Raw genomic sequence first — 18,371 nt, forward strand, 5'->3', positions numbered from 1 at the left:
GACCGAGTGGTCGGTATGTAGAATGTACGCTCATATTCAGCAACTCTTTAAATAAGGACATCACATGAGATCAGCATTTATCATGCTTTTATCTGTTTTTTCATTTTCCCTTGCCGCCCAACCAACGCTAACGCCAAAAGAAGTGATAAGCCAAACCGGCGATAAATTATTTTCTCGTATTGCTGCTAGCCAAACAGAATTGCAGAAATTTCCAGAGTTAATGCGTAACATTGTTGAAGAAGAATTAATGCCTGCTGTAGATTATCGCTACGCTGCCTTTAAAATACTCGGCAAGCACGTCAGAAAAGCATCTAAAGAACAAAGAATAAAGTTTGTCAACTCGATGAAACACTATTTAGTCAGAACTTACGCCACAGCTTTGAACCAATATAAAGATCAAAAAGTGAGCTACGGACAATCTAAACTTTCTAATAGCGGCAAGTTAGCGTCAGTTGATGCGTTAATTTCTGAAAACGGCAAACCTGATATCCATTTAACCTTTCAAATGCGACAAAACAGGGAAACGGGTCAATGGAAAGCGTACGATATGATTGTTGAAGGTATCTCTTTGCTAAGTAGCAAACAAAGTGAATTCAATACGCGCATTAATAAATACGGACTTGATCAAGTCACTATTGAGCTTGCTGCATTGAACAAATAACAGTGTGTAAAAAATTACTTATCTCCCACTCATGGAGCTTAGCCAGTCATCGACTGGCTTTTTTTTGTTAGCGAATAAATAATACCAATTCGCATAAATATTCGGTCATTCAGCGAAAATTAAACGCTTTAGAGGCGCGATAATTGCGCAAAACGTATTTGATGTAGAACAACTATACCTGCACACGTTTCGCTTATTCTCCCACCTCTGACATCGCTCTGAACTGACTTAATCTTTATGCGAATTTGGTATAAAGACATTTAATTTAATTCTTTATCAACCCAAAATTTGGTCCCTTTAATAACGGCTTGTAGTGCCAACCCTGCCTCCGTTAATGTATAAACAGTGACATCGCCATAATAAGCTTCTCCTTCAACAGAGCCACCTTTATCACCTGCTTTTGCAGCTGCATCAGCATTTCCACCGAAAATCCAACCGTTATTAATAAAGCTATTCATTGCATCTGTGGTATGAAAGACCATGACAATACGATAGTCTTTAACACCTAAACCAAGGCCTACACCGCCTTCAGCCATATTCATATAAGTATGGGTATTCGTATTCATATTCTTTACAACACCATAGCCTGTGCCGGCAGCCATAAAGATTAAATTGACATTCGCGTTAGAAAATACCGCATAGCCTGGTACGGCATTCAACTGTTTACGCGTATCAGGTTTTTGTTCAAACAATTTCGTTAGCACATCATCTTTCATTGCCAATATGGCTTGTTGTTTTTCAACTTTGCTTCCTTTTCCCATTGAGGCACAAGCAGATAACAACACTATAATCATCAAACTGAAAAGCTTCTTACATACACTCATTTCATTTTCCTTTTCTCAATAAGATACATAAAGCCTAACGCATTTTATCAAGATCATCGAACCGTACATTAAAGATCTAAAAACATTTTCATTTAAACCGTATTCTCCCCTTGGTATAAACGGTCAAAATTAGGAATGTTTTTCTCCCAAATGGGCGTGAATTTACCAATATAATCTCGTACAGCATCATAAAATAAACGGGTTCTAACGGGTAAATCCCTATGAGGATAAATGACGTACATATCGCGGTAATCAAGTAATTTGATATCTGTTAAAATAGGAATAAGTTCGCCATTTATTATTTCATCACCCACAATAAATGCAGGCACTACAACAAATGCACTCCCCGATAGCGCTTTTAATAATAAAATTTCAGCATCATTTGCACGAAAAACACTATTAATTTCTTGCTCTGCGTGTTCGCCAAGTGCATTCTCATATTCAATACTTGTCACGCGTATTGTTGTACTAAAATAACTGGCTGCAGGCAGTGATTTAAGATCCGACATTTTATTCGGCATTCCGTAGGTTTTTATGAATTCTGGAGAGGCCAAAATGACTAAACGATTACGCGCAAGTTTTCTCGCAATCAGCGTTGAATCTTTTAACTCCCCAACTCTAAAAGCGAGATCTATTCCTTCAGAAACAATATCCATTACCTTATCATCTAAAATTAATTCAACTTCCACTTCAGGAAAGCGTTTTTGAAAGTCATTAATTACTGGTTGTAAATAGCGTTTGGCAATAATCGTAGACGAAGTCATTTTTATCGTACCTCGAGGCTCTAAATGATAATTCTCTGCCATCCGAACCGTTTCATTGAGTAGTTCTCGAAGCTCCGAAGCTTTCTTAACCATTTCAGCACCAGCTGCTGTTAAAGAAAAAGAACGTGTTGTTCGGTTTAACAACCTTACGGCAAGTTCATCTTCTAATTTACTGATTTGTTTAGATATAACAGATCGATCAATATTCCTACCTTCCGCGGCACTTGCAAATGATCCGCGCTCTACAACATCTAATAACATCAATAAACGACTAGTAGTATCCATAACGAAACCTTTAATTTTATTAGTGCCATTTTGGCATTAATGAAATTAAAAAACCACTGTATTTACTCATCAATTTCAAGCGTATCATAACGGCATTATTTTCAAATAACACACTTGACCTATGACTAACTCAACGCTTTATAGTGCTCAAAAACATGGAGTTAAACGATGAAAAAAACAATATTACTTGCTACTTTAACTAGTATAGGCATTGCAATTAGTGGTTGTGCAGAGCCTTCTGCAAAACAAAATTCACAACAATTTTTACAACCAATAGACGTAGCGAAAGTATTAATTAAGCCAGTACAACACTGGCACACTTTTACCACACGCTTAGAAGCTCCAGAAGAAGTATCATTACGCCCACGTGTCTCTGGCGTAATTAAGGAAATTGCATTTAAAGAAGGTGATAGCGTTAAGAAAGGCGATTTACTGGTTCAATTAGATGATCGTCCTTTTGCAGCTGTAGTCGCGAACCTAAAAGCACAGATTCTTTCTGCTGAAGCTGCTTTACAACAAGCAAAAAACGAAGCTAAACGAGCAAAAAGATTAACCGAACGTAAAGCCATATCGGTAGAGCAAGCGGAATCACGTTCATCAATACTTCGCCAACGTGAAGCCCAACTAGCAGCACTACAAGCACAGTTAGTAGCAGCAAATCTTGACCTAGCTTTTACGTCAATTAAATCCCCCATAAATGGCATTATTTCTCGCGCTAATATTACCCGAGGAAATACCGTACAAGCAGGAACGAGTGTACTGACTTCAATTGTTTCTGACGACAAAATGTATGCCTATTTTGATATTGACGAACGCACTTGGAATAACGCCTTCTCGCATGTAACAACCGATAGTAAACAACAAGTACTGATGCAGAAATTAGGTCAAAAAAAGTTTGAACATACCGGTTATATTAATTTTATCGATAACCAGATTAATGATGCTACTGGCACACTTCAAGTACGAGCCGTTTTTGAAAAGAAAACAGGAGCAAACCTAGAAAACTCATTACTTGCTGGTTCATTTGCGCGTATTAGACTTGCCGCAAGTGAAGTAAACGAACAAATTATTATACCAGAGAAGGCAATAGGCACAGATCTAAAAAATCGCTTTGTACTTACCGTTGATGAAAACAATGTTTTGCAATACAAACTTGTTGAAATAGGTGAACGTTATGGAAAGTTACGTGCGATAACTTCAGGCTTAACCGCTAATGACACGATTGCGGTTAATGGCCCTGCACGAGTGGGTCCTGGCATGCCTATAAAGCCTAATGTTATCAACATAGAAACAGCTAATTCTGCCTTTACCATGACAACCATTAAGCGCACTGATTTAGTTGCTAAGTACTAGGAAGTAACCATGAATTTTTCTCATTTTTTCATTAAGCGGCCAATTTTTGCATCCGTATTATCGTTAGTTATATTGATTGGTGGCGCTATATCACTGTTCCAGCTACCTATCAGTGAATATCCTGAGGTAGTTCCTCCGACCGTAGTTGTAACGGCAAATTACCCTGGTGCCAACCCAACGGTAATAGCACAAACAGTTGCTACGCCATTAGAGCAAGAAATAAATGGCACAGAAAATATGCTCTATATGTTTTCTCAAGCAACAAGCGATGGCCGCATGACACTAACAGTGACTTTTGCCTTAGGCACAGATCTCGATCGTGCCCAAGTACAAGTACAAAACAGGGTTAACAGTGCACTTTCTAGACTGCCTCAGGAAGTACAGCGCTTAGGAGTTGTTGCAGAAAAGTCTTCACCAGACTTAACCATGGTCGTCCACCTATATTCACCCGAAAAAACTCATGATACAGCATATCTTTCAAACTACGCAGATATCTATATTAAAGATCAAATAGCACGGCTACCTGGTGTTGGTGATGTACAATTATTTGGTGGAGGCCAATACTCCATGCGGGTTTGGTTAAACCCTGATGCTTTGGCTGCTAGACAATTAACCGCTTCAGATGTAATAAATGCCTTACGCGCACAAAATCAACAAGTTGCCGCAGGAAGCTTAGGAGCGCAACCTGCAGCAAATGATAGTCAATTTCAAATTTTATTAAATGTTAAAGGTAGGTTGACCAGTGTTGAAGAGTTTGAACACGTCATACTAAAAGTCGGCGATCAAAAGCAAGTTATTCGTTTAAAAGATGTCGCCACTGTAGAGTTAGGCCAGAACAGTTACGCACTTCGTGCGCTATTAGATGGACAACCTGCGCTAGCTATGCCTATTTTCCAGCGCCCTGGTTCAAACGCAATTGAATTATCAGACCAAGTACGAACAACCATGGCGCAACTTTCACAGGCTTTTCCTGATGGCGTTGAATACGATATTGTGTACGATCCAACTATTTTCGTACGTGATTCAATTGATGCCGTAATAACCACCTTATTAGAGGCCATCGCTTTAGTTGTCATTGTAGTGATACTTTTTTTACAAACATGGCGCGCATCTATCATTCCATTGATTGCAGTTCCTGTTTCACTTATTGGTACATTTGCCGTTATGCAATGGCTTGGTGTTTCAATAAACACACTATCATTATTTGGTTTAGTACTCGCAATCGGGATTGTTGTTGATGATGCGATTGTTGTGGTCGAAAACGTTGAACGAAACATAGAAAAAGGCTTATCACCGGTAGAAGCGACTCGCGTTGCGATGACAGAAGTAACCGGTCCAATAATCGCCATTGCTTTAGTACTTCTAGCTGTATTCATACCCACCGCTTTTATTTCTGGTTTGTCTGGACAGTTTTATAAACAGTTTGCCCTTACCATTACTATTTCAACGGTGATCTCTGCGTTCAATTCATTAACTCTTTCGCCCGCTTTATCAGCACTTTTATTAAAACCTTACAATGCTAAGCCTGACGCATTAACCCGTTTACTAAACAAGCTTTTTGGTCGTTGGTTATTTACACCTTTTAATAAACTGTTTGAACGAGGTGCAAAAAGTTATCAGCGTTTGGTTAAAAAATTAATTCGAATGAGCATAATTGTCATAGCGGCTTATGTGCTATTGCTGGGCGGAACATTTACCCTATTTAATTCCATTCCTGGCGGTTTTATTCCTTCTCAGGATAAACAATACCTAGTTGCTATCGCACAACTACCAGATGCTGCTAGTTTAGATCGCACTCAAGAGGTTATGGTCGAAATGGAAAAGATAGCGCTTAACGTACCTGGCGTGTTGCACACGGTAACATTTCCTGGCTTATCAGTTAATGGTTTTACCAACAGCCCAAATAGCGGTATTGTTTTTGTCGCGTTAGATGCCTTTGAAAACCGTAAAGACCCTCAGTTATCTTCTGGCGCAATAGCAATGCAGCTAAATCAACAATTTGTCTCAATTGATGAAGCTTTTGTTGCAGTATTTCCGCCCCCCCCCATACAAGGGTTAGGTACAACTGGTGGTTTTAAACTACAAATAGAAGATCGCGATAATAAAGGCTTCGAAGCACTGTTTAATAGTTTACAAACAGTTATCGCTAAAGCGCAACAAGACCCAGCGCTAACAGGCTTATATTCAAGTTTTCGTATCCAAGTACCACAAATGGATATTGATATCGATAGAGAGCAAGCCCTGATTCAAGGAATTCCCCTTGAAGAAGTGTTTGATGCTCTACAAATATATTTAGGCTCATTATATGTTAACGACTTCAATACGTTCGGTAGAACTTACCAAGTAAATGCCCAAGCAGGCGCTGAATTTCGAAAAGATCCTGCTCAAATTCTCCATTTAAAAGTAAAAAATAGAATGGGTGACATGGTACCTCTGGGATCAATTTTAACAGTCACACCTACAACGGGCCCTGATCGCGTAATGCATTATAATGGCTACCCAAGTGCAGAACTTAACGGTAGCCCTGCAATGGGTTATAGTTCAGATCAAGCGCAACAAGCAATCGAATTAATACTCGCCGATCATTTACCAACAGGTATTGATTACGAATGGACCGATGTAACCTACCAACAAATTATCGCGGGTAATACGATGGTTTACGTTTTCCCCTTAGTTGTGTTATTGGTATTTTTAGTTCTTGCCGCACAATATGAAAGTTTACGATTACCGCTTGCGATTATTTTAATTGTACCGATGACAATATTCTCCGCCTTATTAGGTGTGTGGTTTGTTGGCTCAGACAACAACATTTTTACCCAAATTGCATTAATTGTATTAGTTGCCCTAGCATCAAAAAACGCGATTTTGATGGTAGAGTTCGCTAAAGATCAACATCAAAATGGCATGAGTCATTTCAATGCAATTATTGCGGCGTGTCGGTTACGATTAAGACCTATTTTGATGACTTCTATCGCGTTCACAGCCGGTGTAATACCTTTGGTACTAGCTTCAGGCGCTGGTGCAGAAATGCGGCAAGCAATGGGTAATGCGGTTTTTTCTGGCATGATTGGCGTCACCATTTTTGGTCTACTATTTACGCCTATTTTTTATATGTTAGTTACCAAAAAAGAACCAACCAACGATACGATTGAAAGCAACTCACTGGAGCATAAACAACATGATTAAGTCATTCTTACCTGCTAATAACCAAGTGGCGTTAACCTTGCTTTTGTCCAGTGTAATCGCAGGTTGTGCAACGTCAAATAATGTAGATGTTCATCTAGAAAATCAGCAACAACTTCAGCATTTTGTTACTGAAATTGATATTGCATCACAACTAACGGGTACGAGTGAAATAAACTGGTGGCGACAATTAAAATCACCTCAATTGAACTTACTCGTACAAGAAGCGCTAACAAATAATTACGATTTAATAACAAGCCATTTAACACTACAAAGTGCCTTAGCTCGCCTTGGTGCAGAAAAAGCAACGTTTCTTCCCCAAGGTGAAATAACCATAAATAGTGAACGAACAAGTATCAATAATACTATCACGCCTAATTCGACAGCAACGTTAGGAGTTAATTGGCATCTCGATTTATTCGGTCGTATCTCTGCGCTTGTCGATGCTGCTAATGCCTCGGCACTGAGCCAAGCTGAGCAGCTTCGATTATTACAAATAGAAGTGGTTTCATCGGTTGTTTCTGGCTATATCAGTTACCAAGGTAATCTGCAAAAACACCATATAATTTCACAACAAATAGATGCATTACAACAAAGTATTGAAATACTACAAGCCAGTGTCGATGAAGGTGTAACCAGTGAATTAGATTTAAACCGTACAAAAGCGCAATTAAATCAACAACAAGCGTTAATACCTGAAATCGAATACTTACTACAACGCGATAATTCAGCGCTTGCCTATATTACAGGTAAAACATTAAGTGATCTCACGTTAATTGATCAACGTAAAGTGATTGGCTACGATTTACAAGTTCACTTAGCACAGCCAAGCGAAGCAATAGCGTTACGTCCTGATATTAGTAAAGCACTTTACCAGTTTAGCCATGAAGCCGCTTTAAGCACGGCAGCGAGCAAAGCCCTTTTACCTGATATTAGTTTAAGTGCCTTTGCTGGTATTCTAAGCACAACTAGCGCCACGTTATCTAATACTGATCAACAATGGCAAGTATCCCCGCAAATAGAATGGTCACTGTTAAGTTATCCTGCATTATTAGCGCAGCGAAATGCGCAACAATATTTAAGCAAAGCCGCTTATAATGAATACCAAAAAACGGTATTAAATGCTATTAATGAAAGTGAGCTTTCTTTGCATAAACTCGTTAAAGAAAGCAACAAACAGCAATTTGCAAACAATCGCTACCACTATGCGAATAAAGCTTATTTACAAGCACAGGCTATGTTTCAAGAAGGTCAAATACCTTATTTATCGTTACTAGATGCAAGGCAAGATTTACTAGCAGCAGAAGAAAATGCAGTTGATTCAGCAATTTCAACTTTACTCACGAAAGTAAATGCTTATCATACCTTTAACGGTCGCTGGAGTTACGCACTATCCAGTATTTAATACTTGAGTAAATTATGCCTAATGTAACCACCTTACAAAATAACCTTTCTGACACGATGAAAGCCATTGTTTTAGAGAAACCTAATGAGCAACTCTCATTAGCCGCTGTACAATGGCCAACACCAACACGTACAGGAAATGAGTTATTAATCAAAGTGGAGTATGTAGGGCTTAATCCGTTAGATGGGCAATATGCCCAAAAAGGCTTTTGCCAATGGCAGTACCCACATATTTTAGGCTTAGATGCAGTGGGTACTGTAGTAGATGCCCCAAAAGGTGTTTTTCCCACCATTGGTGACCGAGTAATGTGGCACGCTAGCTTAGCGGATCAAGGAGTGCTAAGTGAATACACAACAGTACCAAATTATGCGGTATCTGTTGTACCTGAAAGCGTTGAGCCATATCAAGCTGCTACCTTGCCCTGTGCAGGCATGACAGCATTAATCGCCTTAGATAAATTACAAATCATCGAGGGTGATACCTTATTAATTGAGGCTGGAGCAGGTGCTGTTGGTCATTTTGCAATTCAGTTTGCAAAGCAACGCGGAGCAGACGTTTTCACCACTGCAGCCAAGCATAATCATAAACGTTTAAAGTGTTTAGGTGCTGATGCTGTATTTGATTACCGAGACAAAAAGCTTTGTCATAATATTTGCCACCAACTTGGACCACAAGGCTTTGATGCCATACTAGATTCAGTAGGTGGCGATGCCACCATTCGAAATTTAGAATTAATGAGGTTTTGTGGCAGAATCGCTTGTTTACAGCCTTTACCCGATTTACCTCAAGTATTATTATTCAAAAAAGCACCAAACATTAGTATTGTTTCTTTAGGTGGCGCATGGCTCGAAAATAGCCTTTGTGCCCAACAACACATGAGCTTTATGAGTAAATTGCTGCTTGATGGTGTTGCTGATGGATCAATTAAACTCCCTGAAATCCATCACGTAGATTTTCAAGCAGAAGCTATTTCATCAGCGCTTAGAACACAATTAGCGGGTGGTTTTACAGGCAAACAAATTGTTACGTTATAGCCTTCACTTAACAACAACCAGCTTCAGAAAAAGTACTGGTTCTTAAAGTTATACCAATTCGCATAAAGATTAAGTCAGTTCAGAGCGATGTCAGAGGTGGGAGAATAAGCGAAACGTGTGCAGGTATAGTTGTTCTACATCAAACACGTTTTGCGTAATTATCGCGCCTCTAACACGCTCCCAAAGGGCGAGTTTAAACGCCTAATCAACTTGAGCTCGGGATAACCAGTACACATTAATATGTTCATAAATAACTTGCCATATTTTGTCATGATTGATCATTAGTTGAACATAATATTCCCATCACATGCCTGTATAGTAATACAATTTAGAGCGTGCTGAACTTTTTAAGGTGTTTCATATAAAAACCAACTAAGGTATCTAGGGCAAGTTATATTTGGTGTTTATACGAGACTGAACTTATGTAATGAGGTTGTACCCCATAAATAAGTGAAACTGCCTTAGAAAATCAACACGCCATAGTAACAATAACAAGAGAAACATGATGAAATTTTTTACCACACCGTATAACCGCACATGTATTACTATATTACTTGCGTTATTTAGCCATATTTCTATCGCTTTTTCTTCACAGGAAAGCATCATAGTAAATCAAATCAAAAAACAAGAACGCCTACTTAACGCAGATTTTGGTGTTGCTATTTTCGATGTAGAAAAACAAAGCTTATGGCATTATAACGGCAATTCTCGTTTCCCCTTAATGAGCACATTTAAAGTGCTCGCATGCGCAAAGTTACTCGCTGATGTTGAAAAAGGCGTGCAATCTTTTGATTCATCAACGTTAATCACTAAAAGCGATTTAGTATATTGGTCCCCTGTAACAAAGCACATGGTTGGTAAGAAAATGTCACTAAAACAGGCTTGTTCTGCTACCATGACGATGAGTGATAATACCGCAGCTAACATTATACTAGCAGGGATAAAAGGACCTACAGCATTAACAAAATTTATGCGTGATATTGGCGATAATGTTACGAGGTTAGATCGTATAGAACCCGAGTTAAACCAAGCTCTCAAAAATGATAAAAGGGATACTACCTCTCCTATTGCCATGGTTAAATCTTTACACACGTTATTATTTGGCAATATATTAAAAGATCCGTCAAAAGCACAGTTAACGCAGTGGATGATTGATAACAAAGTCACAGCAAGCCTATTACGCTCAGTACTTCCTGAGCATTGGTCAATTGCAGATCGTTCGGGCGCCGGAGGCTATGGTTCTCGAGCTATAACTGCAGTTGTTTGGTCAAAAGATCAAACGCCACTTATTATTTCAATTTATTTAACGCAAACCGAAGGGACGATGAAAGAGCGAAATAAAGCCATTGCAGCTATTGGCGAGAGTATTTTTACCTTTTATCAGAAAAACAATAACTAACAAGTATTCCTTGCACCTTCTCGCGGCAATAAACTCAGCATAATTCTGAAATAGATAACATTACGTTGCTAAGTGACTGCGACAATCGTTCCATATCTTCTGGCTTAGGTATACCAAAACGTAGTGATTGCTGCTCATCGGTCAATCGCACATAAACCCCTTGTTTACATAAACCCTTATAAATGTTCACTGCCTGATTTTGTTTTTCTAAACTCACCGTTAGAAATAAATCAGTGCCATTAATCACATCACCAAAATGGCTGAATAATAGCTTTGTTAATGCTTGGCGTTGTTGCGAAAGCATCTCCTTTTGATGTTTTTGCCAGACAAAATCTTGCAAAGCATGTTCAGCAATACGCTGAGCAGGCCCGTTTGCCTGCCAAGGTCCTAAATGTTCTGCAAAAGAAGTTAGCCACAATGGATTGGCAATGATAAAGCCGATCCGGATCCCCGCTAAACCAAAAAATTTTCCAAATGACTTAAGTACGACTGTATTACTATCATTAATGTGTTTAGACATTGACTGACTTGGCGTGACCACATCCATAAACGCTTCATCAATAACAAACAGTCCTTGACGATTGCTGATGGATTGTTGATATTGCTTTAACGTTTCTCGGCTAAATAATTTACCTGTTGGGTTATTAGGGTTGATCACCACTAATACACAATGCTGCGGTAATTGTGCTAATGCGGGTAATTCATCGTCATACCATTGAAGCTCAAACCCCATATTTTTCCATGCTTGGGCATGCTCTTTGTAGCCCTTAATGGGTAAAAAAACACTCGTTGAAAGAGGGTTCTTTTTCATCCACAATGTGGGTAATATACTAATAAGTGACTGACTTCCACTACTGACGAGTATATTGGCACATTGATAATATTGCAGTGCTGCGTCGTGTAAAGCAGGCGAGAATTGAGGTAACTGTTGCCACGCAATACCGGGTATGTTTGGGATTGGATAACTAAAGGGGGCAATACCTGTAGATAAATCTAACCAATCATGTATTGGAATGTTGTAATCATTCGCGACCTGTCTAAGTTGTCCACCATGAATTAAAGCCATGAATGTAACCTTGTAAGTAATGGTTTAATAAAAATATGTGACTAGCTGATAACCAAACACTATTAAAACAAAGCCAATGCTGGCTCGTTTAACTAGATCAGTACTACGAGGAATATCATCAATATTAACAGGTTGACCTATCCCCATGATTGGAGAACATAAACTATCACCATGATAGCTTGCCTTCCCTCCAATCACACGACAAAGCACTGTAGCACCCGCTGACATAACCCAGCCGCCATTATGACTTTTATATTGATTACCTTGTTGATAAGCGTTTTTAAGCGCCAAAATAAACGAACCTTGCATTGCATATAACACAGTACATATTTTACCCGATATAAACCCTAATAGGTCATCCAAACGTGCGCTAGCGAAACCAAAAGATAAATATCTAGCTGTTTTATAACCCCACATGGCGTCTAACGTATTGGCTAAGCGATGGATTATCACTAGTGGAATGCCACCAATAACATAATAAGTTAATGACGCTATTACACTGTCGTGCCCATTTTCTAACACAGACTCAACTGTCGCTCTCGACATTTCATTGTCTGAAAGTGTTTCGGTTTCTCTGCTGACCAAGTAGCCAGTGAATTGGCGAGCACTTTTCATATCTCCTTTGAGTAATGGTCTATACACTTGCATTGCATGCTCTTTCAAGCTTCGACCGCCTAACGCGAGATAAAGGATAAAAGCATCAACAACAATTTGACCATACCAGTCAAAGTCATTAAGCCAAAAATAATAAATAACAGATAAAGGAAGTACTAAAAAAAGCCAAGCAATAAAGCCAAGGAAAACCGCATAGCGACTGCGTATCAAAGGATGTTCAACGTTATCTAATGCCGCTTTATTTGGGTTTAATGTTAATTCTACTACGTCGCTTAAATACCCAAAACCAACTAAATAATGAAAGTGTTTAGCTTCACCAAATAAAGCATCTAACAGTAATGCCAATAACAACGTTAGTGAGACACTAAACGGATGAAATAGTGTGTCAACAGTCGTTAACCATTCAGCCATCATTATTCACTTTCTATGTAAAAATATGGTGGCTCGGTGTGATGAGCAAGCTTGAGCATACAACCATTTTGAAATTGCTCATAAGCATTGGCCTTTGACACTTTACCTAATCCAGCTAAAAAGCACCTGAGTGCTTCCCCATGAAAAATGACCAATATTTTAGCGCCACTATAGTGTTTAGCTACCTGATGAAGTTTCCGTTGAATCCTCTCACTACATGCAATAGCGCTTTCTCCACCGTGAGAAGAAAGCTTACTGAATTGTTGCAATATTTCATCATAATCAGGATGTAAAGCCACTTCTTCAACACGTTGCCCTTGCCATAAACCTAAGTTTCGTTCAATTAAATCAGATTCGACTTGATAAGGTCTGTTCAGTATCTTTTGACAAATTTTTGCTGTAGCCTGTGCTCGCCCAAGCGGCGACGAATAAATTATATCAATATTATTCATCTTTACTTGCTGAGCTAGTTGATGTGATTGCCACTGACCTAACTCAGTTAAAGCACTATCTAAATGCCCTTGAAAACGCATTGCTTTATTCCAATACGTTTCACCATGTCGTGCTAAAAAAAATACCGTTTTTATCATTATAAAACTATTTTCTATACATCTTTAACATTACCACCAATATCACTCGTCTTACTAAAAAATTGTAATGCTAGTTGCGGGTTACTAGGAAAATACCAGTGCATGTAAGACGCAAGAATATTGTTGCTCCGATATACAAACTCCCCTGCTCGCTCACTGGGATGATGAATAGTTTGACACCAAGGTTCAAGACTTACCTCTGCACAAGAATAATGAAAACTATGACCACGCATAACATTATTTTGTAATGTGCCACCAGGCTGCAAAGGTAACTCAACCCATTGCGAACCAATTGCTGCGAGCTTATCTTGCATTTTCGCTTTACCCGGCATTACATCTGCCATTGTGTAAGTTTGACCTTTGAGATCTGTCAGTTGTTCTAAAAGATACAGCATCCCGCCACATTCAGCGAGAATAGGCTTGCCACTTGTTGCAAAGCATTTCACATCATGAATGAATAATGTATTGTTCATCAATTGCTCAGCATATAGTTCAGGGTAGCCCCCTGGAACATACAAAATATCACCACTTGGCAATCGCTTATCTTCAAGTGCTGAACAAAAAACAATTTCGGCACCCGCTTGCTGTAAAAAAGCTATATTGGCAGCATAAATAAAACTAAAGGCATGGTCTTTGATTATAACAACAGTTGTTCCAACCAAAGCACCTTTAATAAGATCATATTGACTATTATTTTCTATGTTATAAAAATCAACTTTAGCAGGTAAATCTGTTAACTTTGTATCCGCTATATGGTCAGCCGCTTTATCTAATTGCTGATCAATACCACTAAGTTCTTTCGCTTGTACTAACCCTAAATGACGTTCGGGAAGCGTAATCAACTTATCAGTGGGTAACCGCCCATAAAAGCGATATTCCCCAGACAGGTTTTCTGCTAACAATTCAGCGTGTCTATCGCTATTTACGCGATTTGCGATGACTCCAGCAAAGGGCAATTCAGGCCGGTAATTTGCTAAACCATGAGTGACTGCCGCAAAGGTTTGTGCCATTGCTTTTGCATCAATCACACCAAGTACAGGGATATTAAAATAGGTTGCTAAATCGGCACTGCTTGGTGTGCCGTCAAATAACCCCATAACGCCTTCAATTAAAATTAGATCTGACTGTAAAGCGGCTCGATAAAGTAATTCTTGGCAGCCCTGTTCACCAACGAGCCATAAGTCTAATTGATAAACAAGTTCACCGCTGGCCTGTCGTAAAATCATCGGGTCTATAAAATCTGGCCCCACTTTAAACACTGTAACCTTACGCCCTTGATTACGGTGATAACGTGCTAACGCCGCAGTAACAGTAGTTTTACCACTGCCGGAATGAGGAGCCGCGATAATTAATGCTGAGCAACTGACCTTAGCACCCTTATTATCACTAGAATTTGTTTGAAAGAGCGGTGTTTGTTTATCGAGCTTTACTTTTTTCGTCATTATAGCTATGCCCTTTTATTGTCTATTACTGCTATAGACTTTTCAGTAAAGAAATGACGAATAATAACATCTATGATAAGTGCGCATATCACGTAAACCATAGGGTTAGAAAGATAGCGTAAGTAATACTTATCAACACGGGTTGCGTATTCAGCCCACGATAAATCAGTAAATTTACCGGATAACGTATAATAACTACCATTGGAGATAAAAAATGCAATTGTGCTTGCGATGAATAACCCCAACGCAACCTTAAGTACGTTATTGAATAAAGAGCCTTCTTGCCATTTTGGCTTTGTATAGTAGCCAACCATAAACATGACACCATAACTTAGCACCAATGCAGGGTAAGAAGTGGTGATGCAGTCACCAAATTGTCCTCGGAAATAAGATGAACCAAGATCGATGCCTACGGTTAAAAGATAAAAGAACCAAAAAACACTAATGTTACGTAGGTACATACCCGCTAAGAAAAAAATTGCAATTGAGGCGCTTGGCAGATGATTTAAACTAGAAAAATGATGCGTGCGGGTAGCAAGCATAAGTAAAATTAGGGTAATAAATATCCCAATGAATAAACTCTTCGAATAAGTGGTATTAACTGATTTCATAACATTCCCGTTATTGAAAATTAAGTTTCACGGTGTTTGAAATCAAAGTTGAGAATGGGTGAAGCAATTTAACGTTGAGGGTGATTAACATCTACGTTAAATACAGTGTTACGTAAGATGCATATTTATTTACGTATTATCAACACCATTTACAGCCCTGAATACCGCCCACCGCAGTTGTCGAGTATCATTTAGGCCGGTCTCCGGACTCCTGTTCATCGCGTTTGCAACACCTTCCCATATTCACGAATCTTACGTAATGAATCGTTGCTAAATACAGTGGTTTTTGTTGCTGCTCACAGTTACCGTTGCGGGGGCAGTACTGGGTTCTCACCAGTTTCACGTTTCACCTTCAATGGGTAATATTCATTCGGTATGATATATACATTGAAGACACCTAAATCAGCGCAAATACTACGTGATAGCAAGGCTTTGTTCAATAGTTAATAGGTTAAAACGTAAGTAATTATTCAGGTATTTCATACTAACAAAAGCAATAATATGTTCGCGTTATTACTTTGGTTAATTTAATACGTTGAGCACAAAAGACGTTCAGAACAAGATTTTCTGTTACCCCAATAAGAACACTTTCATTAAACTCATTTGCTCCTACTGTAATAAAAATCTTACAACATATTGTAACCAATATTTTACATAAAATTTTAATACTTATTTATCAACGTATTAACTAACAATAAAATAATGAAGGTTATTTGTGTCAATAATGTTGCGCAAATTATAATCACAGATACTATCTAAGATACACTTTGTTACATATTTGTTAACTGTAGCGGTCAAGGTGTTTCAATTACAACGATAAGAAGGAACAAAAAATGTATCAGAGACAAAGTTCGTTAAACCGACAATTGGCCAAAGCTGCAGTTGGTTTAACACTAACAACGGGGTTATTAAGCAGCCCTCTTTACGCACAGACATTAGATGATGTTACCCCCCATGTTGTCGGTGGCACAGAAACTATTCCTTATTCTCGCCCTTATCAAGTAGCCTTGCTAATGAGCGGTCAACAAGGGTGTGGCGGCACACTAATAAGTCCTAATTGGGTGTTAACTGCAGCACATTGTTTAGATAGAGCGTCAACGAGTAACCTCACCGTAAGGGTTGGCGCACATCGACGCAATGGAGGCGATGGTCAGGTGATCCGAGTTAGCCAAATTATCGTGCATGAATATTGGCGTGGTGCAGGCAGTATAGTCTCAGGCTATGATATAGGCGTTTTACGTCTAGCCAGCCCAGCTTCACAGGAACCAGCATTGTTACCAACGCTGGAAATAGAACAACAGTATGCGAGTATTGGCGATTATCCAGTCGTATCTGGCTGGGGATTAACCTACAACCGTGGCACTCCTAGTGAAGTATTGCGTGAGGCACCATTGCCTGTTATTACCAATAGCCAGTGTAGCAGTCAGTTAAATTCAAATATTCCTTCTTCCGTCATTTGCGGTGGTGGTGAAGGTGGCAGATCAGCCTGTAATGGCGACAGTGGTGGGCCATATGCCGTGAGTGCTAACGGTAATTTTTACAACATCGGTACGGTGAGTTGGGGCAAAAGCTGTAGTGGAGCATCAGTATTTACTCGAACTACTAGCTATCTTGACTGGATAGAAGACAAAACTGGCGTGAGCGCCGGTGATCCTGATCCTAATCCTGCTCCCGTTGCCAGTTTTACTAGCTCTATTAACGGTTATACAGTCAACTTTACTAACACATCTACAGATGACAGCGGTATTGCTTCTTCTAGTTGGAATTTCGGTGACGGTAGCTCTACCAATCAATCTGATCCTAGTCATACATATGATAATCAAGGTACTTATACAGTCACACTTCAAGTTACCGATACCGGAGGTAAAACGAACACCACCAGCCAGTCAGTAACTGTTGGTGATGTTACTCCTCCTGATTGTGATGGTCTAACTACTTGGAGTGCCAGTCAAAGCTATGCATTAGGTGACAACGTCGCGCATCAAGGTGATAAATATGAAGCGATCTGGTGGTCTACTGGGGCTGCACCGCATATTTACACCAATGTATGGAAGCGTTTAGAGCAGTGTGACGGTGATGGTGGGAGTAATACTCCACCTGTAGCGCAATTTTCAGCTGCAGTAAATGCTCTTACTGTCAGCTTTACCGATCAATCCAGCGATGATCAAGCTGTGGTTACCTATTTGTGGAATTTTGGAGATGGCAATACTTCTACTCAACCAAACCCAACTCATAGCTATGCACAAGCTGGCTCGTATACAGTCAGCCTTACTGTTAGCGACGAACAGGGCCTGAGTAATACTACCAGTCAGAGCCTTAATGTTTCAGACGGTGGTAATACTGGCTGTAATGGCGTGCCAGCCTGGCAAGTTAGTACGGTTTACTTAAGTGGCGAACAGGTATCACATCAAGGACGAAAGTATCAAGCTAACTGGTGGAGTCAAGGCCAGAATCCAGCCCAAAACTCAGGTCAATGGGAGGTCTGGACCGATCAAGGTAGTTGTCAATAACACAAACTACATCAAGCGTGTGGGTATCAATTGGTATCCACACAAACTGTTATCTTGTGTTCACTTTTACCACGCTATAACCACCCCATTTATAGATCAGGTCTCCATAGAGTTTTCTTGGTTTAATTTCTCACCAAGTTTCGGTGGTAAATCACTTAATAATTTAGAATTGAAAACTAATCCTTTATTACCTTGAAGCCTTACCTACTAGAGTTAAA

14 protein-coding genes and 1 riboswitch are annotated in these 18,371 nt (G+C 39.4%); of the genes, 7 read left to right on the forward strand and 7 right to left on the reverse strand.

From position 1 onward, the window contains the following. Nucleotides 1–64 precede the first annotated feature (64 nt). A complete protein-coding gene (locus QUE72_RS12945; RefSeq protein ID WP_286269424.1) occupies nucleotides 65–661 on the forward strand; it encodes an MlaC/ttg2D family ABC transporter substrate-binding protein in 597 nt (198 codons plus the stop codon). Between the two features lie 260 nt (nucleotides 662–921). Here the strand turns inward: QUE72_RS12945 and QUE72_RS12950 are convergent, their stop codons facing one another. Beyond that, complete coding sequence (locus QUE72_RS12950) at nucleotides 922–1,485, reverse strand: YSC84-related protein (protein ID WP_286269426.1); 564 nt, start codon at nucleotides 1,483–1,485, stop codon at nucleotides 922–924. 92 nt (nucleotides 1,486–1,577) lie between these two features. Continuing rightward, nucleotides 1,578–2,534, reverse strand: coding sequence for a LysR family transcriptional regulator (locus QUE72_RS12955; RefSeq protein WP_074500171.1), 957 nt, complete (start codon nucleotides 2,532–2,534; stop codon nucleotides 1,578–1,580). Between the two features lie 168 nt (nucleotides 2,535–2,702). Between QUE72_RS12955 and QUE72_RS12960 the strand changes: the two genes are divergently transcribed. The 5 genes from QUE72_RS12960 to bla all read left to right on the forward strand — a co-directional run bounded on the left by QUE72_RS12960 (nucleotide 2,703) and on the right by bla (nucleotide 10,908). Further along, nucleotides 2,703–3,887 (forward strand): efflux RND transporter periplasmic adaptor subunit, encoded by a 1,185-nt coding sequence (locus QUE72_RS12960; protein WP_286269427.1) that lies wholly within the window; start codon nucleotides 2,703–2,705, stop codon nucleotides 3,885–3,887. Between the two features lie 9 nt (nucleotides 3,888–3,896). Next, entirely contained in the window at nucleotides 3,897–7,073 is a 3,177-nt protein-coding gene (locus tag QUE72_RS12965) for an efflux RND transporter permease subunit (RefSeq protein WP_286269428.1), read from the forward strand. Beyond that, complete coding sequence (locus QUE72_RS12970; protein ID WP_286269430.1) at nucleotides 7,066–8,475, forward strand: TolC family protein; 1,410 nt, start codon at nucleotides 7,066–7,068, stop codon at nucleotides 8,473–8,475. The genes QUE72_RS12965 and QUE72_RS12970 overlap by 8 nt, the downstream gene beginning before the upstream one ends. A 14-nt stretch (nucleotides 8,476–8,489) precedes the next feature. Then, nucleotides 8,490–9,509, forward strand: coding sequence for a zinc-binding dehydrogenase (locus QUE72_RS12975; RefSeq protein WP_074500180.1), 1,020 nt, complete (start codon nucleotides 8,490–8,492; stop codon nucleotides 9,507–9,509). A gap of 541 nt (nucleotides 9,510–10,050) precedes the next feature. After that, nucleotides 10,051–10,908: a class A beta-lactamase gene (gene bla / locus QUE72_RS12980; RefSeq protein WP_407704977.1), complete on the forward strand. Its 858-nt coding sequence runs from the start codon at nucleotides 10,051–10,053 to the stop codon at nucleotides 10,906–10,908. 34 nt (nucleotides 10,909–10,942) lie between these two features. Here the strand turns inward: bla and cobD are convergent, their stop codons facing one another. The 5 genes from cobD to QUE72_RS13005 are packed head-to-tail and all read right to left on the reverse strand — an operon-like array spanning nucleotide 10,943 to nucleotide 15,643. Continuing rightward, nucleotides 10,943–11,974: a threonine-phosphate decarboxylase CobD gene (gene cobD, locus QUE72_RS12985; protein WP_286269434.1), complete on the reverse strand. Its 1,032-nt coding sequence runs from the start codon at nucleotides 11,972–11,974 to the stop codon at nucleotides 10,943–10,945. Between the two features lie 24 nt (nucleotides 11,975–11,998). After that, nucleotides 11,999–13,003 carry a CobD/CbiB family cobalamin biosynthesis protein gene (locus QUE72_RS12990; protein ID WP_286269435.1) on the reverse strand — a complete coding sequence of 335 codons (1,005 nt, stop codon included), beginning with the start codon at nucleotides 13,001–13,003 and terminating at the stop codon, nucleotides 11,999–12,001. Then, nucleotides 13,003–13,590, reverse strand: a complete 588-nt coding sequence (locus tag QUE72_RS12995; protein ID WP_286269436.1) for a histidine phosphatase family protein — start codon at nucleotides 13,588–13,590, stop codon at nucleotides 13,003–13,005. Before QUE72_RS12995 ends, QUE72_RS12990 begins: the two co-directional genes overlap by 1 nt. Before the next feature lie 14 nt (nucleotides 13,591–13,604). Beyond that, entirely contained in the window at nucleotides 13,605–15,032 is a 1,428-nt protein-coding gene (locus QUE72_RS13000; RefSeq protein WP_286269437.1) for a cobyrinate a,c-diamide synthase, read from the reverse strand. Nucleotides 15,033–15,037: 5 nt separating this feature from the next. Beyond that, nucleotides 15,038–15,643: a hypothetical protein gene (locus tag QUE72_RS13005; RefSeq protein WP_074499120.1), complete on the reverse strand. Its 606-nt coding sequence runs from the start codon at nucleotides 15,641–15,643 to the stop codon at nucleotides 15,038–15,040. 177 nt (nucleotides 15,644–15,820) lie between these two features. Further along, nucleotides 15,821–16,059, reverse strand: a riboswitch (cobalamin riboswitch). 417 nt (nucleotides 16,060–16,476) lie between these two features. Between QUE72_RS13005 and QUE72_RS13010 the strand changes: the two genes are divergently transcribed. Continuing rightward, nucleotides 16,477–18,153, forward strand: coding sequence for a trypsin-like serine protease (locus QUE72_RS13010; protein WP_286269438.1), 1,677 nt, complete (start codon nucleotides 16,477–16,479; stop codon nucleotides 18,151–18,153). Nucleotides 18,154–18,371: the final 218 nt, after the last annotated feature.

The sequence above is a fragment of the Thalassotalea hakodatensis genome (genome assembly GCF_030295995.1).
Classification (GTDB): domain Bacteria; phylum Pseudomonadota; class Gammaproteobacteria; order Enterobacterales; family Alteromonadaceae; genus Thalassotalea_C; species Thalassotalea_C hakodatensis.

What these genes read in the sequence shown, in the direction of transcription:
- QUE72_RS12945 (WP_286269424.1), top strand. Translation starts at nt 65, where the DNA reads ATGAGATCAGCATTTATCATGCTTTTATCTGTTTTTTCATTTTCCCTT.
- QUE72_RS12950 (WP_286269426.1), bottom strand. Translation starts at nt 1,485, where the DNA reads ATGAGTGTATGTAAGAAGCTTTTCAGTTTGATGATTATAGTGTTGTTA.
- QUE72_RS12955 (WP_074500171.1), bottom strand. Translation starts at nt 2,534, where the DNA reads ATGGATACTACTAGTCGTTTATTGATGTTATTAGATGTTGTAGAGCGC.
- QUE72_RS12960 (WP_286269427.1), top strand. Translation starts at nt 2,703, where the DNA reads ATGAAAAAAACAATATTACTTGCTACTTTAACTAGTATAGGCATTGCA.
- QUE72_RS12965 (WP_286269428.1), top strand. Translation starts at nt 3,897, where the DNA reads ATGAATTTTTCTCATTTTTTCATTAAGCGGCCAATTTTTGCATCCGTA.
- QUE72_RS12970 (WP_286269430.1), top strand. Translation starts at nt 7,066, where the DNA reads ATGATTAAGTCATTCTTACCTGCTAATAACCAAGTGGCGTTAACCTTG.
- QUE72_RS12975 (WP_074500180.1), top strand. Translation starts at nt 8,490, where the DNA reads ATGCCTAATGTAACCACCTTACAAAATAACCTTTCTGACACGATGAAA.
- cobD (WP_286269434.1), bottom strand. Translation starts at nt 11,974, where the DNA reads ATGGCTTTAATTCATGGTGGACAACTTAGACAGGTCGCGAATGATTAC.
- QUE72_RS12990 (WP_286269435.1), bottom strand. Translation starts at nt 13,003, where the DNA reads ATGATGGCTGAATGGTTAACGACTGTTGACACACTATTTCATCCGTTT.
- QUE72_RS12995 (WP_286269436.1), bottom strand. Translation starts at nt 13,590, where the DNA reads ATGATAAAAACGGTATTTTTTTTAGCACGACATGGTGAAACGTATTGG.
- QUE72_RS13000 (WP_286269437.1), bottom strand. Translation starts at nt 15,032, where the DNA reads ATGACGAAAAAAGTAAAGCTCGATAAACAAACACCGCTCTTTCAAACA.
- QUE72_RS13005 (WP_074499120.1), bottom strand. Translation starts at nt 15,643, where the DNA reads ATGAAATCAGTTAATACCACTTATTCGAAGAGTTTATTCATTGGGATA.
- QUE72_RS13010 (WP_286269438.1), top strand. Translation starts at nt 16,477, where the DNA reads ATGTATCAGAGACAAAGTTCGTTAAACCGACAATTGGCCAAAGCTGCA.